Annotated in this window: 14 protein-coding genes; 10 read left to right on the top strand and 4 right to left on the bottom strand. The window is 63.1% G+C overall.

The window, feature by feature from the left end:
- Positions 1-9 precede the first annotated feature (9 nt).
- The 3 genes from glcE to ACZ46Y_RS11570 are packed head-to-tail and all read right to left on the bottom strand — an operon-like array spanning position 10 to position 4,357.
- The gene (gene glcE / locus ACZ46Y_RS11580) at positions 10-1,110 is read right to left on the bottom strand and encodes a glycolate oxidase subunit GlcE (protein ID WP_311952153.1); all 1,101 of its coding nucleotides are present in this window, start codon (positions 1,108-1,110) and stop codon (positions 10-12) included.
- A gap of 16 nt (positions 1,111-1,126) precedes the next feature.
- The gene (gene glcD / locus ACZ46Y_RS11575; RefSeq protein WP_311952151.1) at positions 1,127-2,626 is read right to left on the bottom strand and encodes a glycolate oxidase subunit GlcD; all 1,500 of its coding nucleotides are present in this window, start codon (positions 2,624-2,626) and stop codon (positions 1,127-1,129) included.
- Between the two features lie 27 nt (positions 2,627-2,653).
- Entirely contained in the window at positions 2,654-4,357 is a 1,704-nt protein-coding gene (locus tag ACZ46Y_RS11570; protein WP_311952144.1) for an L-lactate permease, read from the bottom strand.
- Positions 4,358-4,737: 380 nt separating this feature from the next.
- Here ACZ46Y_RS11570 and lldD point away from each other — a divergent pair, with 380 nt between their 5' ends.
- A complete protein-coding gene (gene lldD, locus ACZ46Y_RS11565) occupies positions 4,738-5,880 on the top strand; it encodes an FMN-dependent L-lactate dehydrogenase LldD (protein WP_311952141.1) in 1,143 nt (380 codons plus the stop codon).
- A gap of 174 nt (positions 5,881-6,054) precedes the next feature.
- Here lldD and uraD read toward each other — a convergent pair whose 3' ends face one another.
- On the bottom strand, positions 6,055-6,600 hold the full coding sequence (uraD, locus tag ACZ46Y_RS11560) for a 2-oxo-4-hydroxy-4-carboxy-5-ureidoimidazoline decarboxylase (protein WP_311952138.1): 546 nt from the start codon (positions 6,598-6,600) through the stop codon (positions 6,055-6,057).
- A gap of 139 nt (positions 6,601-6,739) precedes the next feature.
- Here uraD and uraH point away from each other — a divergent pair, with 139 nt between their 5' ends.
- From uraH to ACZ46Y_RS11515, 9 genes are all read left to right on the top strand, one after another.
- Positions 6,740-7,093 (top strand): hydroxyisourate hydrolase, encoded by a 354-nt coding sequence (uraH, locus tag ACZ46Y_RS11555; protein WP_311952134.1) that lies wholly within the window; start codon positions 6,740-6,742, stop codon positions 7,091-7,093.
- A gap of 14 nt (positions 7,094-7,107) precedes the next feature.
- A complete protein-coding gene (locus ACZ46Y_RS11550) occupies positions 7,108-8,319 on the top strand; it encodes a urate hydroxylase PuuD (RefSeq protein WP_311952131.1) in 1,212 nt (403 codons plus the stop codon).
- A gap of 89 nt (positions 8,320-8,408) precedes the next feature.
- Positions 8,409-9,338 (top strand): allantoinase PuuE, encoded by a 930-nt coding sequence (gene puuE, locus ACZ46Y_RS11545; RefSeq protein WP_311952129.1) that lies wholly within the window; start codon positions 8,409-8,411, stop codon positions 9,336-9,338.
- 36 nt (positions 9,339-9,374) lie between these two features.
- The gene (locus tag ACZ46Y_RS11540; RefSeq protein ID WP_311952127.1) at positions 9,375-10,205 is read left to right on the top strand and encodes a bifunctional allantoicase/(S)-ureidoglycine aminohydrolase; all 831 of its coding nucleotides are present in this window, start codon (positions 9,375-9,377) and stop codon (positions 10,203-10,205) included.
- 22 nt (positions 10,206-10,227) lie between these two features.
- Entirely contained in the window at positions 10,228-10,725 is a 498-nt protein-coding gene (locus ACZ46Y_RS11535; RefSeq protein ID WP_311952125.1) for an ureidoglycolate lyase, read from the top strand.
- Between the two features lie 17 nt (positions 10,726-10,742).
- Positions 10,743-11,258 carry a DUF192 domain-containing protein gene (locus ACZ46Y_RS11530; RefSeq protein WP_311952122.1) on the top strand — a complete coding sequence of 172 codons (516 nt, stop codon included), beginning with the start codon at positions 10,743-10,745 and terminating at the stop codon, positions 11,256-11,258.
- 166 nt (positions 11,259-11,424) lie between these two features.
- The gene (locus ACZ46Y_RS11525; protein WP_311952119.1) at positions 11,425-12,417 is read left to right on the top strand and encodes a TAXI family TRAP transporter solute-binding subunit; all 993 of its coding nucleotides are present in this window, start codon (positions 11,425-11,427) and stop codon (positions 12,415-12,417) included.
- Positions 12,418-12,662: 245 nt separating this feature from the next.
- Complete coding sequence (locus tag ACZ46Y_RS11520) at positions 12,663-15,287, top strand: TRAP transporter permease (protein WP_311952116.1); 2,625 nt, start codon at positions 12,663-12,665, stop codon at positions 15,285-15,287.
- 12 nt (positions 15,288-15,299) lie between these two features.
- Positions 15,300-15,728 (top strand): universal stress protein, encoded by a 429-nt coding sequence (locus tag ACZ46Y_RS11515; protein WP_311952114.1) that lies wholly within the window; start codon positions 15,300-15,302, stop codon positions 15,726-15,728.
- Positions 15,729-15,803 lie beyond the last annotated feature (75 nt).

Below are 15,803 nucleotides of genomic sequence, written 5' to 3'. Positions count from 1 at the left end.
CCCTCCGGATTAAAAGGCGGCATAAAGGCGGCCGGGATTGAAAATGCCTCGAGTATCCAGCTGCTCTTTCAGCCGACGGTGATATTTTTCCACTACCGGATTCAAGGGGGTAAAGGGCTCCTCGGCGCCTCCCGCGGCGGCGGGGGTATAGCAGGTAGCGTGGCCGCCGGCGGCCTGACAGGCACGCCGCAGCGTGTCGCCGTCAAGCGTCGTCTTGATGAAGCGCTGGCAGCTGGCCCAGTCATAGAGCACCGGCTCCTGACTGTCGCCAAGCGTTAGCGGCGGCGTGTTGGGAGGAAGCGAAAGCCGCCACAGCGCCTGGCCGGGCGAAAGGTGGAAAAAGCGGTGGCTCAGGTCGCGTAGCGCCTCCCAGAAGCCGGCCTCCAGCGGCTCTCCGCCAAGCTCCTGACGCGTGGCCTCTACCGAGCTGTGCCCGCCTTCCAGGCGCAGACAAAGCGCGCCGTCGTGCCAGACCGCCGCGGTAACGGGCAGCGGTCGGCGTCCCAGCTCAGCCAGGCGTGCCAGCGCTTTATCGAGCGGTAGTGCCAGGCGCAGGCTTGCGCGTGCCGGGGGCTGCGGCAGTACCTTGAGCGATACGTCGGCGAGAACGCCGAGGGTGCCCTGGGCGCCGGTCATCAGCCGCGACATGTCGTAGCCGGCGACGTTTTTCATCACCTCACCGCCAAAGCGCAGCAGATCGCCTTGCTGGGTAATGACGCGGGTGCCCAGGACAAAGTCGCGGGTAGCGCCGGCCCAGGGGCGCCGCGGCCCGGCCATGCCGGTCGCCACGGCGCCGCCGAGAGTGCTTTGCGGGCCGAAGCGCGGCGGCTCAAAGCCGAGCATTTGCCCGCTATCGTCGAGAACGGCTTCCAGCTCATCGAGCGGCGTGCCGGCGCGTGCCGTGACGATCAGCTCGACCGGGTCGTAGTGCACGATGCCGCGATGTTCAGCAACGTCCAGCGGCGCGGCGTCCACGGGGCGGCCGTAAAAGGCGCGGGTATTGCCGCCGACGATACGCAGCGGTGCGCGCTGCTGGTAGGCTTCCTTGACCTGCTCGCATAGCCGGGAGGCGATGTCGTGGTTGGGCGGTGTGATCTGGCTTTCTGTCATTATCTTTCCTGCAGCGTCAGAAGCGGGGGATGTCCGGGTGGGCAAGCTCGTTATTGTGGACGTGCATGGCGCCAAACTCGGCGCAGCGGGCAAGGGTAGGGATGTTCTTGCCCGGGTTGAGCAGCCCCTGGGGATCAAAAGCCGCTTTGATCGCGTGAAACAGCGTAATTTCATCGCCGTTGAACTGGCTGCACATCTGGTTGATTTTCTCGCGTCCGACGCCGTGCTCGCCGGTAATGGAACCGCCGGCCGCCACGCACAGTTCAAGAATCTTGCCGCCGACCTCTTCGGCGAGTGCCAGCTCGCCCTCGCGATTGGCATCAAAAAGGATCAGCGGGTGCATGTTGCCGTCACCGGCATGGAAGACGTTGGCGATGCGCAGGCCGCTTTCCCGGGAGAGCGCCGCGATGTCGTTGAGCACGTGCGGCAGCTCCCGGCGGGGGATGGTGCCGTCCATGCAGTAATAGTCCGGCGAAAGCCGGCCGACGGCGGGAAAGGCATTTTTGCGTCCGGACCAGAAAACGGCACGTTCGGCATCGTCCCGGGCCTGGCGAATGTCCGTTGCCCCGGCCTTCTCCAGCACGCCGCGTACGGTATCGCAGTCGTCATCCACGTCGGCCAGCACGCCGTCCAACTCGCACAGCAGTATCGCCTCGGCCTCCAGCGGATAGCCGGCCTGGACGAAGTCCTCGGCGGCCTGGATGGCGAGCTTGTCCATCATTTCGAGCCCGCCGGGAATAATGCCGGCGGCGATGATGTTGCCAACCGCCTGGCCGGCTTTTTCGACGTCGTCAAAGCTTGCCATCAGCACTTTGGCCACTTCCGGCTGGGGCAGGAGCTTGACGGTAATTTCGGTGATCACGCCGAGCATGCCTTCCGAGCCGTTGATCAGCGCCAGCAGGTCAAAGCCCGGTGCGTCCAGCGCGTCCGCGCCCAGCGTCATGGGCTCGCCTTCAACGGTCAGGATATCGACACGCATGACGTTATGGACCGTCAGGCCGTACTTCAGGCAGTGGACGCCGCCGGCGTTTTCGGCGACGTTACCGCCGATGGAGCAGGCAATCTGGGAGGACGGGTCCGGGGCGTAGTAAAGCCCGTAGGGCGCTGCCGCCTCGGAAATGGCCAGGTTGCGTACGCCCGGCTGAAGCCGAGCCGTGCGCGCGTCGGGATCAATGCTGATGATGTGCTGAAAGCGCGACATCACCAGCAGCACGCCGCGCTCGAGGGGCAGGGCGCCGCCGGAAAGCCCGGTGCCGGCACCCCGTGTGACTACCGCCACGCCGAGCGCGTGGCAGCGTTTGAGCAGGGACTGCACCTCATCCAGGGTGGCGGGCATCGCCACCAGCATGGGCAGCACTCGATACGCCGCCAGGCCGTCGCACTCGAACGGCCGCAGGTCCTCTTCACGATGCAGCAGTGTAAGCGTGGGGATGTGCTGCTGCAGGTCGCTTAGCACATCGGTTTTGGCAAACGTTGCCAGCGGGCCGTCGATGGCCTCGTCATACAGAATACTCATGGCACCTCCTGCCAATAAGCGTTCGGCTTAGCCGGCCAGGGCCGTACTGAGCGGATCGGCCAGGTCCAGAACGTAAAGCCCGATCATGCCCAGTATGCCGGCGGCAATAATGTAGTAAAGCGTCGGCAGCAGGGTTTTGCGGATCGTTATCCCCTCGCGGCCTAAAAGGCCCACGGTGGCGGATGCCGCCACGACGTTGTGGATGGCAATCATGTTGCCTGCCGCCGCGCCAACGGCCTGCAGCGCCACCATGTAGGCGGTAGAGACGCTAAGCTGGCTTGCCACGTTGAACTGGAAGTCCGAAAGCATCAGGTTGGACACGGTGTTGGAACCGGCAATAAAGGCGCCCAGCGCCCCGACGGCAGGGGCAAAGAAGGGATAGACGTCGCCTACGCTTGCCGCCACAAACTGGGCCATGGCCACCGGCATGGATACCAGGTCAGCGCCGTTGACGCCGGAGTTGATCAGGATGCGCACCATGGGGATGGTAAAGATCAGCACAAAGCCGGCGCCCAGAATCGTGCGCGATGAATCGCCGAATGCGGCGGCGAGTTCGCTGGCCTTCATGCGGTGCAGCGGTGCGGTGACCAGCACCACCAGCAGCAGGATACCGCCGGGAAGGTAGAGGGGCTCAATGCTGCCGCCAATGCCTTCGCCAAGGATATCGTTCCAGCTAAAGGCAAGCGCGGTCAGCGCGTTTTTCAGCGGCTCAATCGTGCGCGATGCGACCAGAAACACGGCCAGCAGTATATAAGGGACCCAGCCCATCCACGTCGACAGGGTCGCCTTGCCGGCCACGTCTTCCATCTTGAGCTCCAGCTTGCCGATCCAGTTGTCCGGCCAGCTGTCGGATGGCGGGAAGTCCCAGGTGTCCTGGGGCAGCAAGAAACCGCGCCGCGCGGCGGGTACCACAATGGCCAGACCGACCATGGCGCCGATCATCGCGGGGAATTCGGGCCCCAGTACCACGCCGGCAATCATGTAGGGCACCACAAAGGCCACGCCGGCAAAGAGGGCGAAAGGCGTGATCGAAAGCCCTTCTTTCCCGGAGCGGTTGGCGCCGAAAAAGCGCACCATGATCACGACCATAATAAGCGGCATCAGGATACCGACGATGCCGTGGATGATGGCGACTTCGCTGCTGATCAAGCGGAAATACTCCAGCCAGGTAGCGTCGCCGGCCTGAAGCTGCTGAGTAATGCCCGCGCGGTCCAGACCGCCTGTCACGCCCACTACGATAGGCGTGCCCACGGCACCGAATGAGACCGGCGTGGACTGAATCATCATGCCGACCACAACGGCGGCAAGCGCAGGAAAGCCCAGGGCGACCAGCAGCGGTGCCGCAACGGCGGCCGGGGTGCCAAAGCCGGAGGCGCCTTCGATGAAGCAGCCGAACAGCCAGGCAACGATAATGGCCTGCACGCGGCGGTCCGGGCTAATGCCTGAAAACCCTTTGCGGATAGCGGTAATGCCGCCCGAATGCTTGAGCGTATTCAGCAGCAGGATAGCGCCAAAGATGATCCACAGAATCGAAATCGTGAGTATTAGCCCCTGTAGCGTTGAGGCGGCAATACGGCCAAGCGTCATGTCCCAGGCTAGCCACCCGATCAGAGCGGTCACCACGAACACGATGGGCATGGCGACTTTGGCTGCCAGGCGAAAGCCGATCAGGAGTATTCCGGCAAGCGCCAGGGGCACAAATGCCAGAAGCGCAAGAGTGGTATCAGTCATGTCAGGAATGTCCCGTTGTTGTTGATTTTGTTCTGCTGTGGGGGCAGGTGCCTGTCTCGCACCCTCTCCAGAAGGTATGAAAAGAGAGGGTAAATGGCCAGCTTTGCGGCGCTAACGGGGGCAAGGGGCGTACCGGCAGCCCGGGAGGAGCGCTTGCCTTGACGGGCACTTGGGGTTGATTTTAAAGAGGTTTCAACTACCGCGAGGCTTACTGGGGCGCTGCGGCGTCTTAGACTATTGGATGAACCACCGTGGCGGCAGACAGGATGATTTTATAACAATGACTTACGCTCTACCTCACGGCAGCCAGAAAGCGCGTAAGCTTAAAGACGAGCAGACGCTGAAAGCGGTATTAATACTGAGGCCGAAGGGGCTTTTTGATGATTATTTCTTCTTCCCATGACTATCGCACGGCGGCCAGGCGCCGTTTGCCACCCTTTCTTTTTCACTACCTTGACGGCGGCGCTTATTCGGAGCACACGCTCAGGCGTAACGTGGCAGACATCGCCGATGTGGCCCTGCGCCAGAGGGTGCTGAACGATATGTCTCAATTAAGTTTGGAGACGTCGCTTTTTGACGAGACCCTCTCGATGCCGGTTGCGCTATCGCCGGTAGGGCTGGCCGGCATGTACGCCCGGCGGGGCGAGGTCCAGGCCGCTCGCGCGGCCGAAAGAAAGGGTATCCCTTTTACCTTGTCCACCGTGTCCGTTTGCCCGATTGAAGAAGTGGCGCCAGCGATCGATCGGCCCATGTGGTTTCAGCTCTATGTGCTCAAGGACCGCGGTTTCATGCGCGATGCGCTCGAGCGGGCCAAAGCGGCAGGCGTTACGACGCTGGTGTTTACGGTAGACATGCCGGTGCCGGGGGCCCGCTATCGCGATGCTCATTCGGGAATGAGCGGCCCGAATGCGGCCGCGCGGCGGATGCTTCAGGCAGTGGCGCACCCCCGCTGGGCCTGGGAGGTGGGCGTGAAGGGAAGGCCGCACGATCTGGGCAACATATCGACCTATCGGGGCCACCCCACGGGGCTCGAGGACTATATTGGCTGGCTGGGAAAGAACTTTGACCCGTCGATTTCCTGGAAAGACCTTGAATGGATTCGCGAGTTCTGGGACGGCCCCATGGTGATCAAGGGCATCCTTGACCCTGCCGATGCCAGGGATGCCATCGCCTTCGGCGCTGACGGCATTGTCGTTTCCAATCATGGCGGGCGTCAGCTCGACGGCACGCCCTCCACCGCGCGAGCCCTGCCGGCGATCGCCGAGGCGGTGCAGGGGCAAATTAAGGTGATTGCCGACTCCGGCGTTCGCTCCGGTCTTGACGTGGTGCGCATGCTGGCGCTTGGCGCCGACTGCGTCATGCTGGGGCGCTCTTATATCTATGCGCTCGCGTCCGGCGGTGAGGCCGGCGTGTACAACCTGCTCGACCTCATCGAGAAGGAGACGCGGGTGGCCATGGTGCTGACGGGAGCAAGTTCGGTCAGCCATATCGATACCGACCTGCTGGTGGGCAAGTCCGGTTAGTGGGTTGGTAAGCGCAGTGCTTCGATGAGGCCGGCAGATAAACGGCCGGCGCGGTATCGGCTCTCAAAATATAAAAGGCTGCACGCGGCGTGCAGCCTTGGAGCTGGCAGGATAGATATTGGGAGAGGCTGTCGCCAGGTTATGTATTTTTTGTATACAAGTTGGCGCTTGGCGTCAGGCCGCTTCTTCGGCGCGGGTGCGCAGGCGGAAGCGGGCAATGTTGATGATTTGCTTGATCGCCGTGCGGCGCTCTTCGGCCGGATCGTTTTCCAGGCGAGTCTCGAACGCGGCGAGGATGGCGTGCCGGTCGAGGCCCTTGACGGCGATAACGAACGGAATGCCGAACTTTTCCTGGTAGGCGTTGTTGAGACGTTCAAAGCGCTCGAACTCTTCCGGGCTGCACTGATCGAGCCCCGCACCGGCCTGTTCGCGGGTGGAGTCGTCGGTCAGGGCGCCGGACTTGGCGGCCTTGCCGGCAAGGTCCGGGTGAGCGCGGATGACGTCGAGCTGCTGTTCGCTCGATGCCTGCTGCAGCATCTCGCCCATGAGCTCGGCCAGCGCCTCGGGAACGTCGTGCTGTTCGCTGATGCCGGCATCAAACGCCTCTTCGGCTACCCAGGGGGAGTGCTCGTAGACGTCGCCGTACCGGGCAACGAAGTCCGCCCGGGAAAGGGTGCTGGGGCGCGGTGTCAGGGTCAGGGTGCTTGCATCGGACGTCATGATGGCTCCATTATTGTCGTGTGTTAACGCCAATACTGTATACAATAAAGACGGCTAACGGTACTCTTAAAGTGCCCATGCGGCATTCGCGTGCTGCTTTCTGTCTAACAACAATCCGTCAATGAAATGAGGAGCCACCATGGGATACTTAACGACCCACGTGCTGGATACGGCACAAGGCCTGCCCGGGCAGGGTATCAAGATCGAAGTATTTCGCGTCAACGGCAGCGAGCGCGAGGCGCTCAAGACCGTCACCACCAACGATGACGGCCGCTGCGACTCGCCCATCCTCGAAGGCGACGAGTTTACCGTCGGCGAATACGAGCTGGTGTTCCACGCCGGCGACTACCTGCGCGGGCAGGGCTTCAAGGCCGACGAGCCGCGCTTTCTGGACGTGATTCCGCTGCGTTTTGGCGTCTCGGACGCCGGCGAGCACTACCACGTACCGCTGTTGGTCTCCCCCTACAGCTACTCCACGTATCGCGGTAGCTAAGCGGAGACATCATCATGCATGCGTACTTTCTCGACTTTGCCAACCTGCTGCTGCGCTGGCTGCACGTCATCGCCGCCGTCGCCTGGATCGGCGAATCCATCTACTTTGTGATGCTGGACAACGGCCTGCGCAAGCCCAAGGCGGCGGAAGACCGTGAAAAAGGCGTCTTCGGCGAAATGTGGGCCGTGCACGGCGGCGGCTTTTATCACAACCAGAAATACGCCACGGCGCCGGAAAAGCTGCCGGAAGACCTGCACTGGTCGTTCTGGAAGGCGTACACCACCTGGCTGACCGGTTTTGGCCTGTTTGTTTTGCTGTACATGTCCAACCCCAGCTTCTATCTGGTCAATCCCCAGAGCAGCTGGGAGTGGGCGGCCAACATGAGCGGCTGGCAAGCCAACGTGGTAGCGCTGCTCTTCCTGCTGGGCGGCTGGGTCGTGTACAACGAGCTGTGTAAGCGTATCAGCCCCAACATGACCCGCGACGGCATCTTGAGCGTGGCTGTGGCGGTCATGATGATCGTGGTGTCGTACCTGAGCACGCACATCTTTTCCGGCCGGGCGGCGTTCCTGCTCACCGGCGCGGTGATGGCCACGGCCATGTCGGCCAACGTCTTCTTCTGGATCATTCCCGGCCAGCGCCGTATGGTCAAGGCAATGAAGGCGGGGGACGAGCCCAACCCCATCGACGGCAAGCGCGGCAAGCAGCGTTCGGTGCACAACACCTACTTCACGCTGCCGGTTGTGCTGCTGATGGTGAGCAACCACTATTCCTTCATCTACGCTCAGGATCTAGCCTGGCTGATGATGGTGCTGTTCATCTTCGCCGGCGCGGTGATTCGTCAGTACTTCGTGCTGATGCACGCGGGCAGCAAGCAGCCGGCTTATCTGGTGGCCGGTGCCGTGCTTATCCTGGCGACGATCTGGGTGGGCGCCCCGAGCGCCGAGACCGAGGAAGAAAGCGAGGCGGTTGCCAGCATGGAAGCGACGGGCAAGGACGAGGTGATGCCGCTGGTGGAAACCCACTGCATCCAGTGCCATGCTCAGGAGCCGACGCATCCGGGGTTCTCGGCGCCGCCGGCCGGCTATGCCTTCGACGAATGGGAAAACGTGCTCAGCCACAAGGACACCATCCAGCAGGTGGTGGGCAGCGGCTACATGCCCTTGGGTAACACCACCGGCATGACGGACAATGAGCGCAACGTGTTCGCCGCCTGGGAAGAATAACCGGCGCGTCACCCCGGCAGTTTTGCCACTCCCCTGGCGCGCGGCCGTTCGGCCGCGCGCTTCATGTCCTACCTGAAAACGAGTGTGTTATGTCCCAACGTGACTATCCGCGCGACCTGATTGGCTACGGCAAGAATCCGCCCAAGGCCAACTGGCCGGGCAACGCCAAAATTGCCGTGCAGTTCGTCCTCAACTACGAGGAGGGCGCGGAAAACAACGTGCTCCACGGCGATGAAGGCTCGGAGCAGTTCCTCTCCGAAATGATCGGCGCGCCGTCTTTTCCCGATCGTCATCTGAGCATGGAGTCCATCTACGAATACGGTTCGCGGGTCGGCGTCTGGCGCATCCTGCGCGAGTTTGAGAAGCGCGATCTGCCGCTGACCGTATTCGGTGTGGCCATGGCGCTTGAACGCCACCCCGAAGTGGCTCGGGCGTTCAAGGAGCTGGGGCATGAGGTGGCGTGCCACGGCTACCGCTGGATTCACTATCAGGAAGTGCCCGAAGACGTCGAGCGCGAGCACATGAAAAAAGCCGTGGAGATCTTCCAGCGGCTTTACGGCGAGAAGCCCGAAGGCTGGTACACCGGCCGCGACAGCCCCAATACGCGCCGCCTGGTGCTGGACGAAGGCAGCTTTTTGTACGACAGCGACTACTACGGCGACGATCTGCCGTTCTGGACCCGGGAAGCCGATAGCCAGGGCAGCGAGCACGACCACCTCGTCGTGCCCTACACGCTTGATACCAACGACATGCGCTTTGCCGCGCCCCAGGGCTTCAACACCGCGGACCATTTCTTCACCTACCTGCGCGATGCGTTCGACGTCCTCTACGCCGAAGGCGAAGAGGCGCCGAAGATGCTCTCGGTGGGCATGCACTGCCGGATGCTGGGCCGCCCGGGACGTTTTCGCGCGCTGCAGCGCTTTTTGGACTACATCGAGTCCCACGATCAGGTCTGGGTCGCTCGCCGGGTGGATATCGCGCGCCACTGGGCCAGGGAGCATCCCGCCCCCGGCCGTTAATGGCCATCACCCCCCACCAACCAGCAAGGAGCTGACATGAGCCATACTTATTACGCCCCCCGCGGCGGGCATCCGCCGCAGACGCAGCTGACGTCTGACCGCGCCGTCTTCACCGAAGCGTATGCGGTAATTCCCAAGGGCGTGATGCGCGATATCGTCACCAGCAACCTGCCGTTCTGGAACGGCGCCCGTCTGTGGGTGCTGGCGCGTCCGCTGACCGGCTTTGCCGAGACGTTCTCCCAGTACATTGTGGAAGTCCAGCCCGGCGGCGGCAGCGACAAGCCAGAGCTCGACCCCCAGGCCGAAGGCGTGCTGTTCGTCGTCGAAGGCGAAATGACGCTGACCCTGGAAGGCGAGAAGCACGCCATGAAGACCGGCGGCTACGCCTTCATCCCGCCAAACAGCAGCTGGCAGCTGCGCAACGAGTCCGGCGAGCCGGTGCGCTTCCACTGGCTGCGCAAGGCCTACGAGTTTGTTGAGGGGGTCGATGTACCCGAGGCCTTTGTCACCAACGAAAACGACCTTGAGCCCCACGCCATGCCGGATACTGATGGCCGCTGGGCAACCACGCGCTTTGTCGACCCGGAAGACGTGCGCCACGACATGCACGTCAACATCGTGACGTTCCAGCCGGGCGCGTCGATCCCGTTTGACGAAACCCACACCATGGAGCACGGCCTTTACGTGCTCGAAGGCAAGGCGGTCTACCACCTCAATCAGAACTGGGTGGAAGTGGAAGCCGGCGACTTCATGTGGCTGCGCGCCTTCTGCCCCCAGGCCTGCTACGCCGGCGGCCCCGGTCCGTTCCGCTACCTGCTGTACAAGGACGTCAACCGTCATCCCAAACTCAAGATCAACGCCCTGTAAGGCGTAACGTCGAGGAGAGACCATGCTGGAACTTGTTGCAGAGCCGCTGACGGCGGAAGCCTTTGCGCCCTTTGGCGACGTGATCGACGCGCGCACCTCGGACTCCTTTCCGATCAACTCGGGGCTCACCCAGCGCCACCATGATCTGGCTCGGGTCGAAACCCTGGGTGACAACGCGCACACGGTGGTCAGCATCTTTGTCAGCCAGCCGATTACTACGCCGCTGGAGCTGCCGTTTCTCGAGCGCCACCCCAAGGGCAGCCAGGCGTTCATGCCGCTGCACGAAGAGCGCTTTATCGTCGTGGTGGCGCCCGCCGGCGAGACCATCGATCCGGCCGACGTGCGCGCCTTTGTCACCGACGGCCGCCAGGGCGTGAACTACCGCGCCGGCGTCTGGCACGCGATTCAGTCGGTGCTGGAGCGTGAAGGCGAGTTCCTGGTGGTGGATCGCGGCGGCGAGGGTGACAACTGCGATGAATACCCGCTGGAGCTGCGCATTACGCTGAAAGACAACGAATGACCCCCGGGGAAACCGCCATGACGCTGACTCGCCGCCGACTGCTGGGCGCTACGCTTGCGCTGCCTGTCGCTGCCTTGCTGCCGGCTTCCTGGCTGTGGGCCGCAGAGCCGTCAGCGCCGGATCGCCATACGGCGGTGATTCACACGGCCGGCGGGCCGCAGCGGCTGGAGGTCGAGATCGTGGATACGCCGGCTCAGCGCGCGCGAGGGCTGATGGGTCGCCGGGAGCTCGGCGAGGAACACGGCATGCTGTTTGTGTACGGCCAGACCCAGCCGGGGAGCCGCGGCTTCTGGATGTACCGCACGCTGATCCCCCTGGATATCGCCTTTATCGACGGCGACGGGCGCATCGTCAGCCTGCAAACCATGCCGCCCTGCGAGTCGGCGGATGCGGCCAGGTGCCCGGCGTATACGCCCGGCAGTGCCTACCAGGCGGCGCTCGAGGTCAACGCCGGCTACTTTGCCAGCCGGGGGATTGTCGAGGGTGACTGCGTCTCGGCGGCCCCGCTCTCCGGGCAGTGCCGTGCCGAATAGCGCCCGGCCTTGGCGGCGCGTTACATTAACGCTTGTAATCAGGCGTTCGTCACCCTATTTTGCAGTTTAACGGCGCCTGATCTATTGTCAGCAACAGCTGATGCTTGCTGGCAACGCAGCACTAGCACGACAATAATCGACAACATCAGAATAAAGGGGAATGCCCATGAAACGTCATGTCTTTTCTACTGCCGCGTTTTCCGGCGCGCTGCTGGCCGCGGCGACCTTTGCCGCGCCGGCCATGGCTCAGGATCAGGAAGAGCGCTACGTGACCATCGGCACCGGCGGCCAGACCGGGGTGTACTATGTGGTCGGGCAGTCCGTCTGCCGCCTGGTCAACAAGAACAGCGAAGAGCACAACATTCGCTGTAACGCGCCGTCGACCGGCGGCTCGGTCGCCAACGCCAACGGCATGAAGTCCGGCGAGCTGGACATGGGCGTGCTGCAGTCGGACGTGCAGTACCAGGCCTATGAAGGCGAGGGCAACTTTGAAGGCGACGCCTTTGAAGACCTGCGCGCGGTATTTCGCATCCACGGCGAGCCGCTGACGCTGCTGGCCCGGGCCGACTCGGGTATCGAGACGCTGGACGACCTGGTCGACAAGCGGGTCAACATCGGTAATCCCGGCTCCGGTCAGCGCAACACCATGGAAGTGGTGATGGACGCCAAGGGCTGGGACAAGGATACCTTTTCGCTCGCCTCCCAGCTGGACGCAGCGGAAATGGCCTCGGCGCTGGCCGACAACAACATCGACGCCATGACCTACGTGGTCGGCCATCCCAACGGCGCGATCCAGGAAGCCACCACCACCGTGGACTCCCACCTGATCCCGCTCAACGATGACGACATCCAGGGCATCGTCGACGAGTATCCCTACTACTCCATGTCGACCATTCCCGGCGGCCTTTACAAGAACAACCCCGACGACGTCGAAACCTTCGGCGTAGCGGCGACCTTCGTCACCACGGCGGATACCGACGACGAAGTGGTCTACCAGACCGTCAAGGCCGTGTTCGATAACTTCGACCGTTTCAAGCGCCTGCACCCGGCGTTTGAAAACCTCGACCCCGAAGAAATGGTTACCACCGGCCTGTCCGCACCGCTGCACGAGGGTGCCGCGCGCTACTACCGCGAGCAGGGCTGGATCGACGAGGAATAAATCGACGAAGCCGTTAACCACGCCTGCTAGTTTCATACGCGCGGCCCCACGGGGTCGCGCGCTGCGTTTTAGCTTCAGCCATCGGCGGCGTGAAACGTGCCCGCCGGGCCGCGACAGGCTATGCTGCTAAAACAATGATTGCACCGGCGGCCAGAGACGACGAAAATCGCCTTCCGCGCGCAGGCGGGCAGCTTGTTTGCTGCTGACACTGCGCCTCGTTCTCCATTTTTGTGCAGGGCTTGCTTATGACAGAGCACAGCAAAAAAGCGCCGCCGTCCGCCACGCGTTCCGGTACCACGCTGGAACCCCAGGTAGACCTTGACGACATGGTCGCCTCGACCGACTCCGGGGCGCGCAAGCCCGCCGGCGTCCCCGGAAAGCTGCTGGTCGGCATTGCCGCGGTGTGGTCGCTTTTCCAGCTGTGGATCGCCTCGCCCCTGCCGTTTGTGTTCGGCGTCGGGGTCTTCAACGCCACCGAGTCGCGCTCGGTCCACCTGGCGTTCGCGCTGTTTCTGGCCTATATGGCCTATCCCGCGCTCAAGCGCTCGCCGCGGGACCATATTCCCCTGCAGGACTGGATACTGGCCGGGCTGGCGGCGTTTTGCGGCGCCTACATGTTTCTGTTCTACGAGTCGCTCGCCCAGCGGCCAAGCGCCCCGCTGATCCAGGACGTGGTGGTCGGGGTGATGGGCATCGTGCTGCTGCTGGAGGCGACCCGCCGCGCGCTAGGCCCGCCGCTGACCATTGTGGCGCTGGTGTTTCTGACCTACTCCCTGGCCGGCCCCTGGATGCCGGGTATGCTGGCGCACAAGGGCGTGAGCCTGGAAGCGCTGATTAACCACCAGTGGCTGACTACCCAGGGGGTGTTCGGCATTGCGCTGGGGGTGTCGACCAGCTTTGTGTTCCTGTTCGTCCTGTTCGGCGCGCTGCTGGACAAGGCCGGCGCCGGCAACTATTTCATCAAGGTGGCCTTTTCCATGCTGGGCCACTTCAAGGGCGGCCCGGCCAAGGCAGCGGTAGTGGCCTCGGGCATGACCGGGCTGATTTCCGGCTCCTCCATTGCCAATACCGTTACCACCGGCACGTTCACCATCCCCATGATGAAGCGGGTGGGCTTTCCTTCAGAGAAGGCCGGCGCGGTGGAGGTGGCGTCCTCGGTCAACGGCCAGATCATGCCGCCGGTCATGGGCGCGGCCGCCTTTCTGATGGTGGAATACGTCGGTATTTCCTACGTCGAGGTGATCAAGCACGCCTTCCTGCCGGCGCTGATTTCCTATATCGCGCTGATTTATATCGTTCACCTTGAGGCGCTCAAGGCCAACATGGAGGGGCTGGAGAGCACCAATCCGCCCAAGCCCCTGGTGCGCAAGGTGGCCGGGTTTCTCGCCGGGCTGCTGTTGATGATGATTGTCGGGCTGGGGGTTTACTACGGCCTTGGCTGGCTAAAGCCGGTGCTGGGCGCGGCGGCGCCCTGGGTGATTTCGGCCGGGCTGGTCGTGGTCTACCTGGGGCTATTGAAGCTGGCGTCGGGCTACCCCGAGCTTGAGCTGGACGACCCGAGCAAGCCCATCTACCAGCTGCCGCAAACGCGCCCCACGGTGATGGTCGGGCTGCAGTATATCCTGCCGGTGATCGTGCTGATCTGGTGCTTGATGGTCGAGCGGCTGTCGCCCGGGCTTTCAGCCTTCTGGGCCACGGTGTTTATGGTCTTCATCATGCTCACCCAGCGGCCGATCACCGCGGCCCTGCGCGGCCGGGGCAACCTGGGCGAGGACGTCAAGGAAGGCGCGCTGGACCTGTGGAATGGCCTGGTGACCGGCGCGCGCAACATGATCGGCATCGGCATTGCCACCGCGACTGCGGGGATTATCGTTGGCGCCGTATCCCAGACCGGGGTAGGCCTGGTGCTGGCCGATGTGGTGGAAACTATCGCCATGGGCAACCTGCTGCTCATCCTCTTCTTTACCGCGGTGCTCAGCCTGATCCTCGGCATGGGGCTACCCACCACCGCCAACTACATCGTGGTGTCGGCGCTGCTGGCGCCAGTGATCATCCAGCTGGGCCAGCAGAACGGCCTGCTGGTGCCGCTGATCGCGGTGCACCTGTTCGTGTTTTACTTCGGCATCATGGCCGACGTCACCCCGCCGGTGGGGCTTGCGTCCTTTGCCGCGGCGGCGGTGTCCGGCGGCGACCCCATACGCACGGGCTTTCAGGCGTTCTACTATAGCCTGCGCACCGCCGCGCTGCCGTTTCTGTTCATTTTCAACACTGACCTGCTGCTGATCGACGTCAGCCCCCTGCAGGGCCTGCTGATTTTCGTGGTGGCGACCGGCGCCATGCTGATCTTCGCCGCGGCCACCCAGGGCTACATGATCACTCGCAGCCGCTGGTACGAGTCCGCTCTGCTGCTGCTGGTGGCCTTTACCCTGTTCCGCCCGGGCTTCTGGATGGACCAGCTGCACGATCCGTACCGCGACATACCGCCGACGCAGTTTGTTGAAGCGCTGGACGCGGCGGGGGCCAATGCCACGCTGCGCCTGCAGATCAGCGGGCTTGATAGCTACGGCGAGCCCATGACCACCTACATGACGCTGCCCGTGCCGGAGGGTGATACCGGCCAGGAACGGCTGGAGAACCTCGGCCTTGAGCTTCTCATCGAAGACGACAAGGCCGTGGTGGACATGGTGACCTACGGCAGCCAGGCGGCCGATATGGGCTTTGACTTCGACCAGGAAATTATCCAGGTGCAGGCGCCGGTGGATCGCTGGACCAAAGAGTGGATGTGGCTGCCGGCGCTTGGCGTATTTGGCCTGGTCGTGGCGCTGCAGCGCCGCCGCCGTCGCCGCGAAACGCCCGAAGTGGCGGCATAAAGGAGGGACTGTATGTACCGCAAGATTCTACTGCCGGTGGATATCAACGAAGAGGCATCGTGGCAAAAGGCATTGCCGACGGCGGTCACACTGTGCCGGACGTTCGGCGCATCGCTGCACGTGCTCACGGTGCGCCCGGACGTCAAAATGCCCATGGTGGGCGCGTATTTCCCCAAAAACTTCGCTCGGGATGCCAAGGCCGCCGTGATCGAAGCCCAGCACGCCTTTATCGATGACCAGATCCCCGCCGACGTGCAAACCCAGAGCGTGGTCGTCGACGGCTCGCCCTGGGAGGCCATCATCAAGGTGGCCGATCAGCTGGAGGTGGACCTGATCGTCATGGCATCGCACAACAAGCGCCGTTTCGTGGACTACGTGCTCGGGCCCAACTCGGAGCACGTGGTGCACCATGCCAAGGCCTCGGTGATGATCGTGCGCTAGCGCGGCGGCTTAACCCGGGAGCGGCAGCCGGTCTGCGACGTTTGGAGGGTTTGACAAGTGGTCCGGCTGGTCAAC

This window comes from Halomonas garicola (genome assembly GCF_055382465.1).
Note: the sequence above shows the minus strand (reverse complement) of the source record. Positions and strands in the feature narration are given on the sequence as shown.

Coding starts and splice junctions, on each gene's coding strand:
- glcE (WP_311952153.1), bottom strand. CDS start 1,110: ATGACAGAAAGCCAGATCACACCGCCCAACCACGACATCGCCTCCCGG.
- glcD (WP_311952151.1), bottom strand. CDS start 2,626: ATGAGTATTCTGTATGACGAGGCCATCGACGGCCCGCTGGCAACGTTT.
- ACZ46Y_RS11570 (WP_311952144.1), bottom strand. CDS start 4,357: ATGACTGATACCACTCTTGCGCTTCTGGCATTTGTGCCCCTGGCGCTT.
- lldD (WP_311952141.1), top strand. CDS start 4,738: ATGATTATTTCTTCTTCCCATGACTATCGCACGGCGGCCAGGCGCCGT.
- uraD (WP_311952138.1), bottom strand. CDS start 6,600: ATGACGTCCGATGCAAGCACCCTGACCCTGACACCGCGCCCCAGCACC.
- uraH (WP_311952134.1), top strand. CDS start 6,740: ATGGGATACTTAACGACCCACGTGCTGGATACGGCACAAGGCCTGCCC.
- ACZ46Y_RS11550 (WP_311952131.1), top strand. CDS start 7,108: ATGCATGCGTACTTTCTCGACTTTGCCAACCTGCTGCTGCGCTGGCTG.
- puuE (WP_311952129.1), top strand. CDS start 8,409: ATGTCCCAACGTGACTATCCGCGCGACCTGATTGGCTACGGCAAGAAT.
- ACZ46Y_RS11540 (WP_311952127.1), top strand. CDS start 9,375: ATGAGCCATACTTATTACGCCCCCCGCGGCGGGCATCCGCCGCAGACG.
- ACZ46Y_RS11535 (WP_311952125.1), top strand. CDS start 10,228: ATGCTGGAACTTGTTGCAGAGCCGCTGACGGCGGAAGCCTTTGCGCCC.
- ACZ46Y_RS11530 (WP_311952122.1), top strand. CDS start 10,743: ATGACGCTGACTCGCCGCCGACTGCTGGGCGCTACGCTTGCGCTGCCT.
- ACZ46Y_RS11525 (WP_311952119.1), top strand. CDS start 11,425: ATGAAACGTCATGTCTTTTCTACTGCCGCGTTTTCCGGCGCGCTGCTG.
- ACZ46Y_RS11520 (WP_311952116.1), top strand. CDS start 12,663: ATGACAGAGCACAGCAAAAAAGCGCCGCCGTCCGCCACGCGTTCCGGT.
- ACZ46Y_RS11515 (WP_311952114.1), top strand. CDS start 15,300: ATGTACCGCAAGATTCTACTGCCGGTGGATATCAACGAAGAGGCATCG.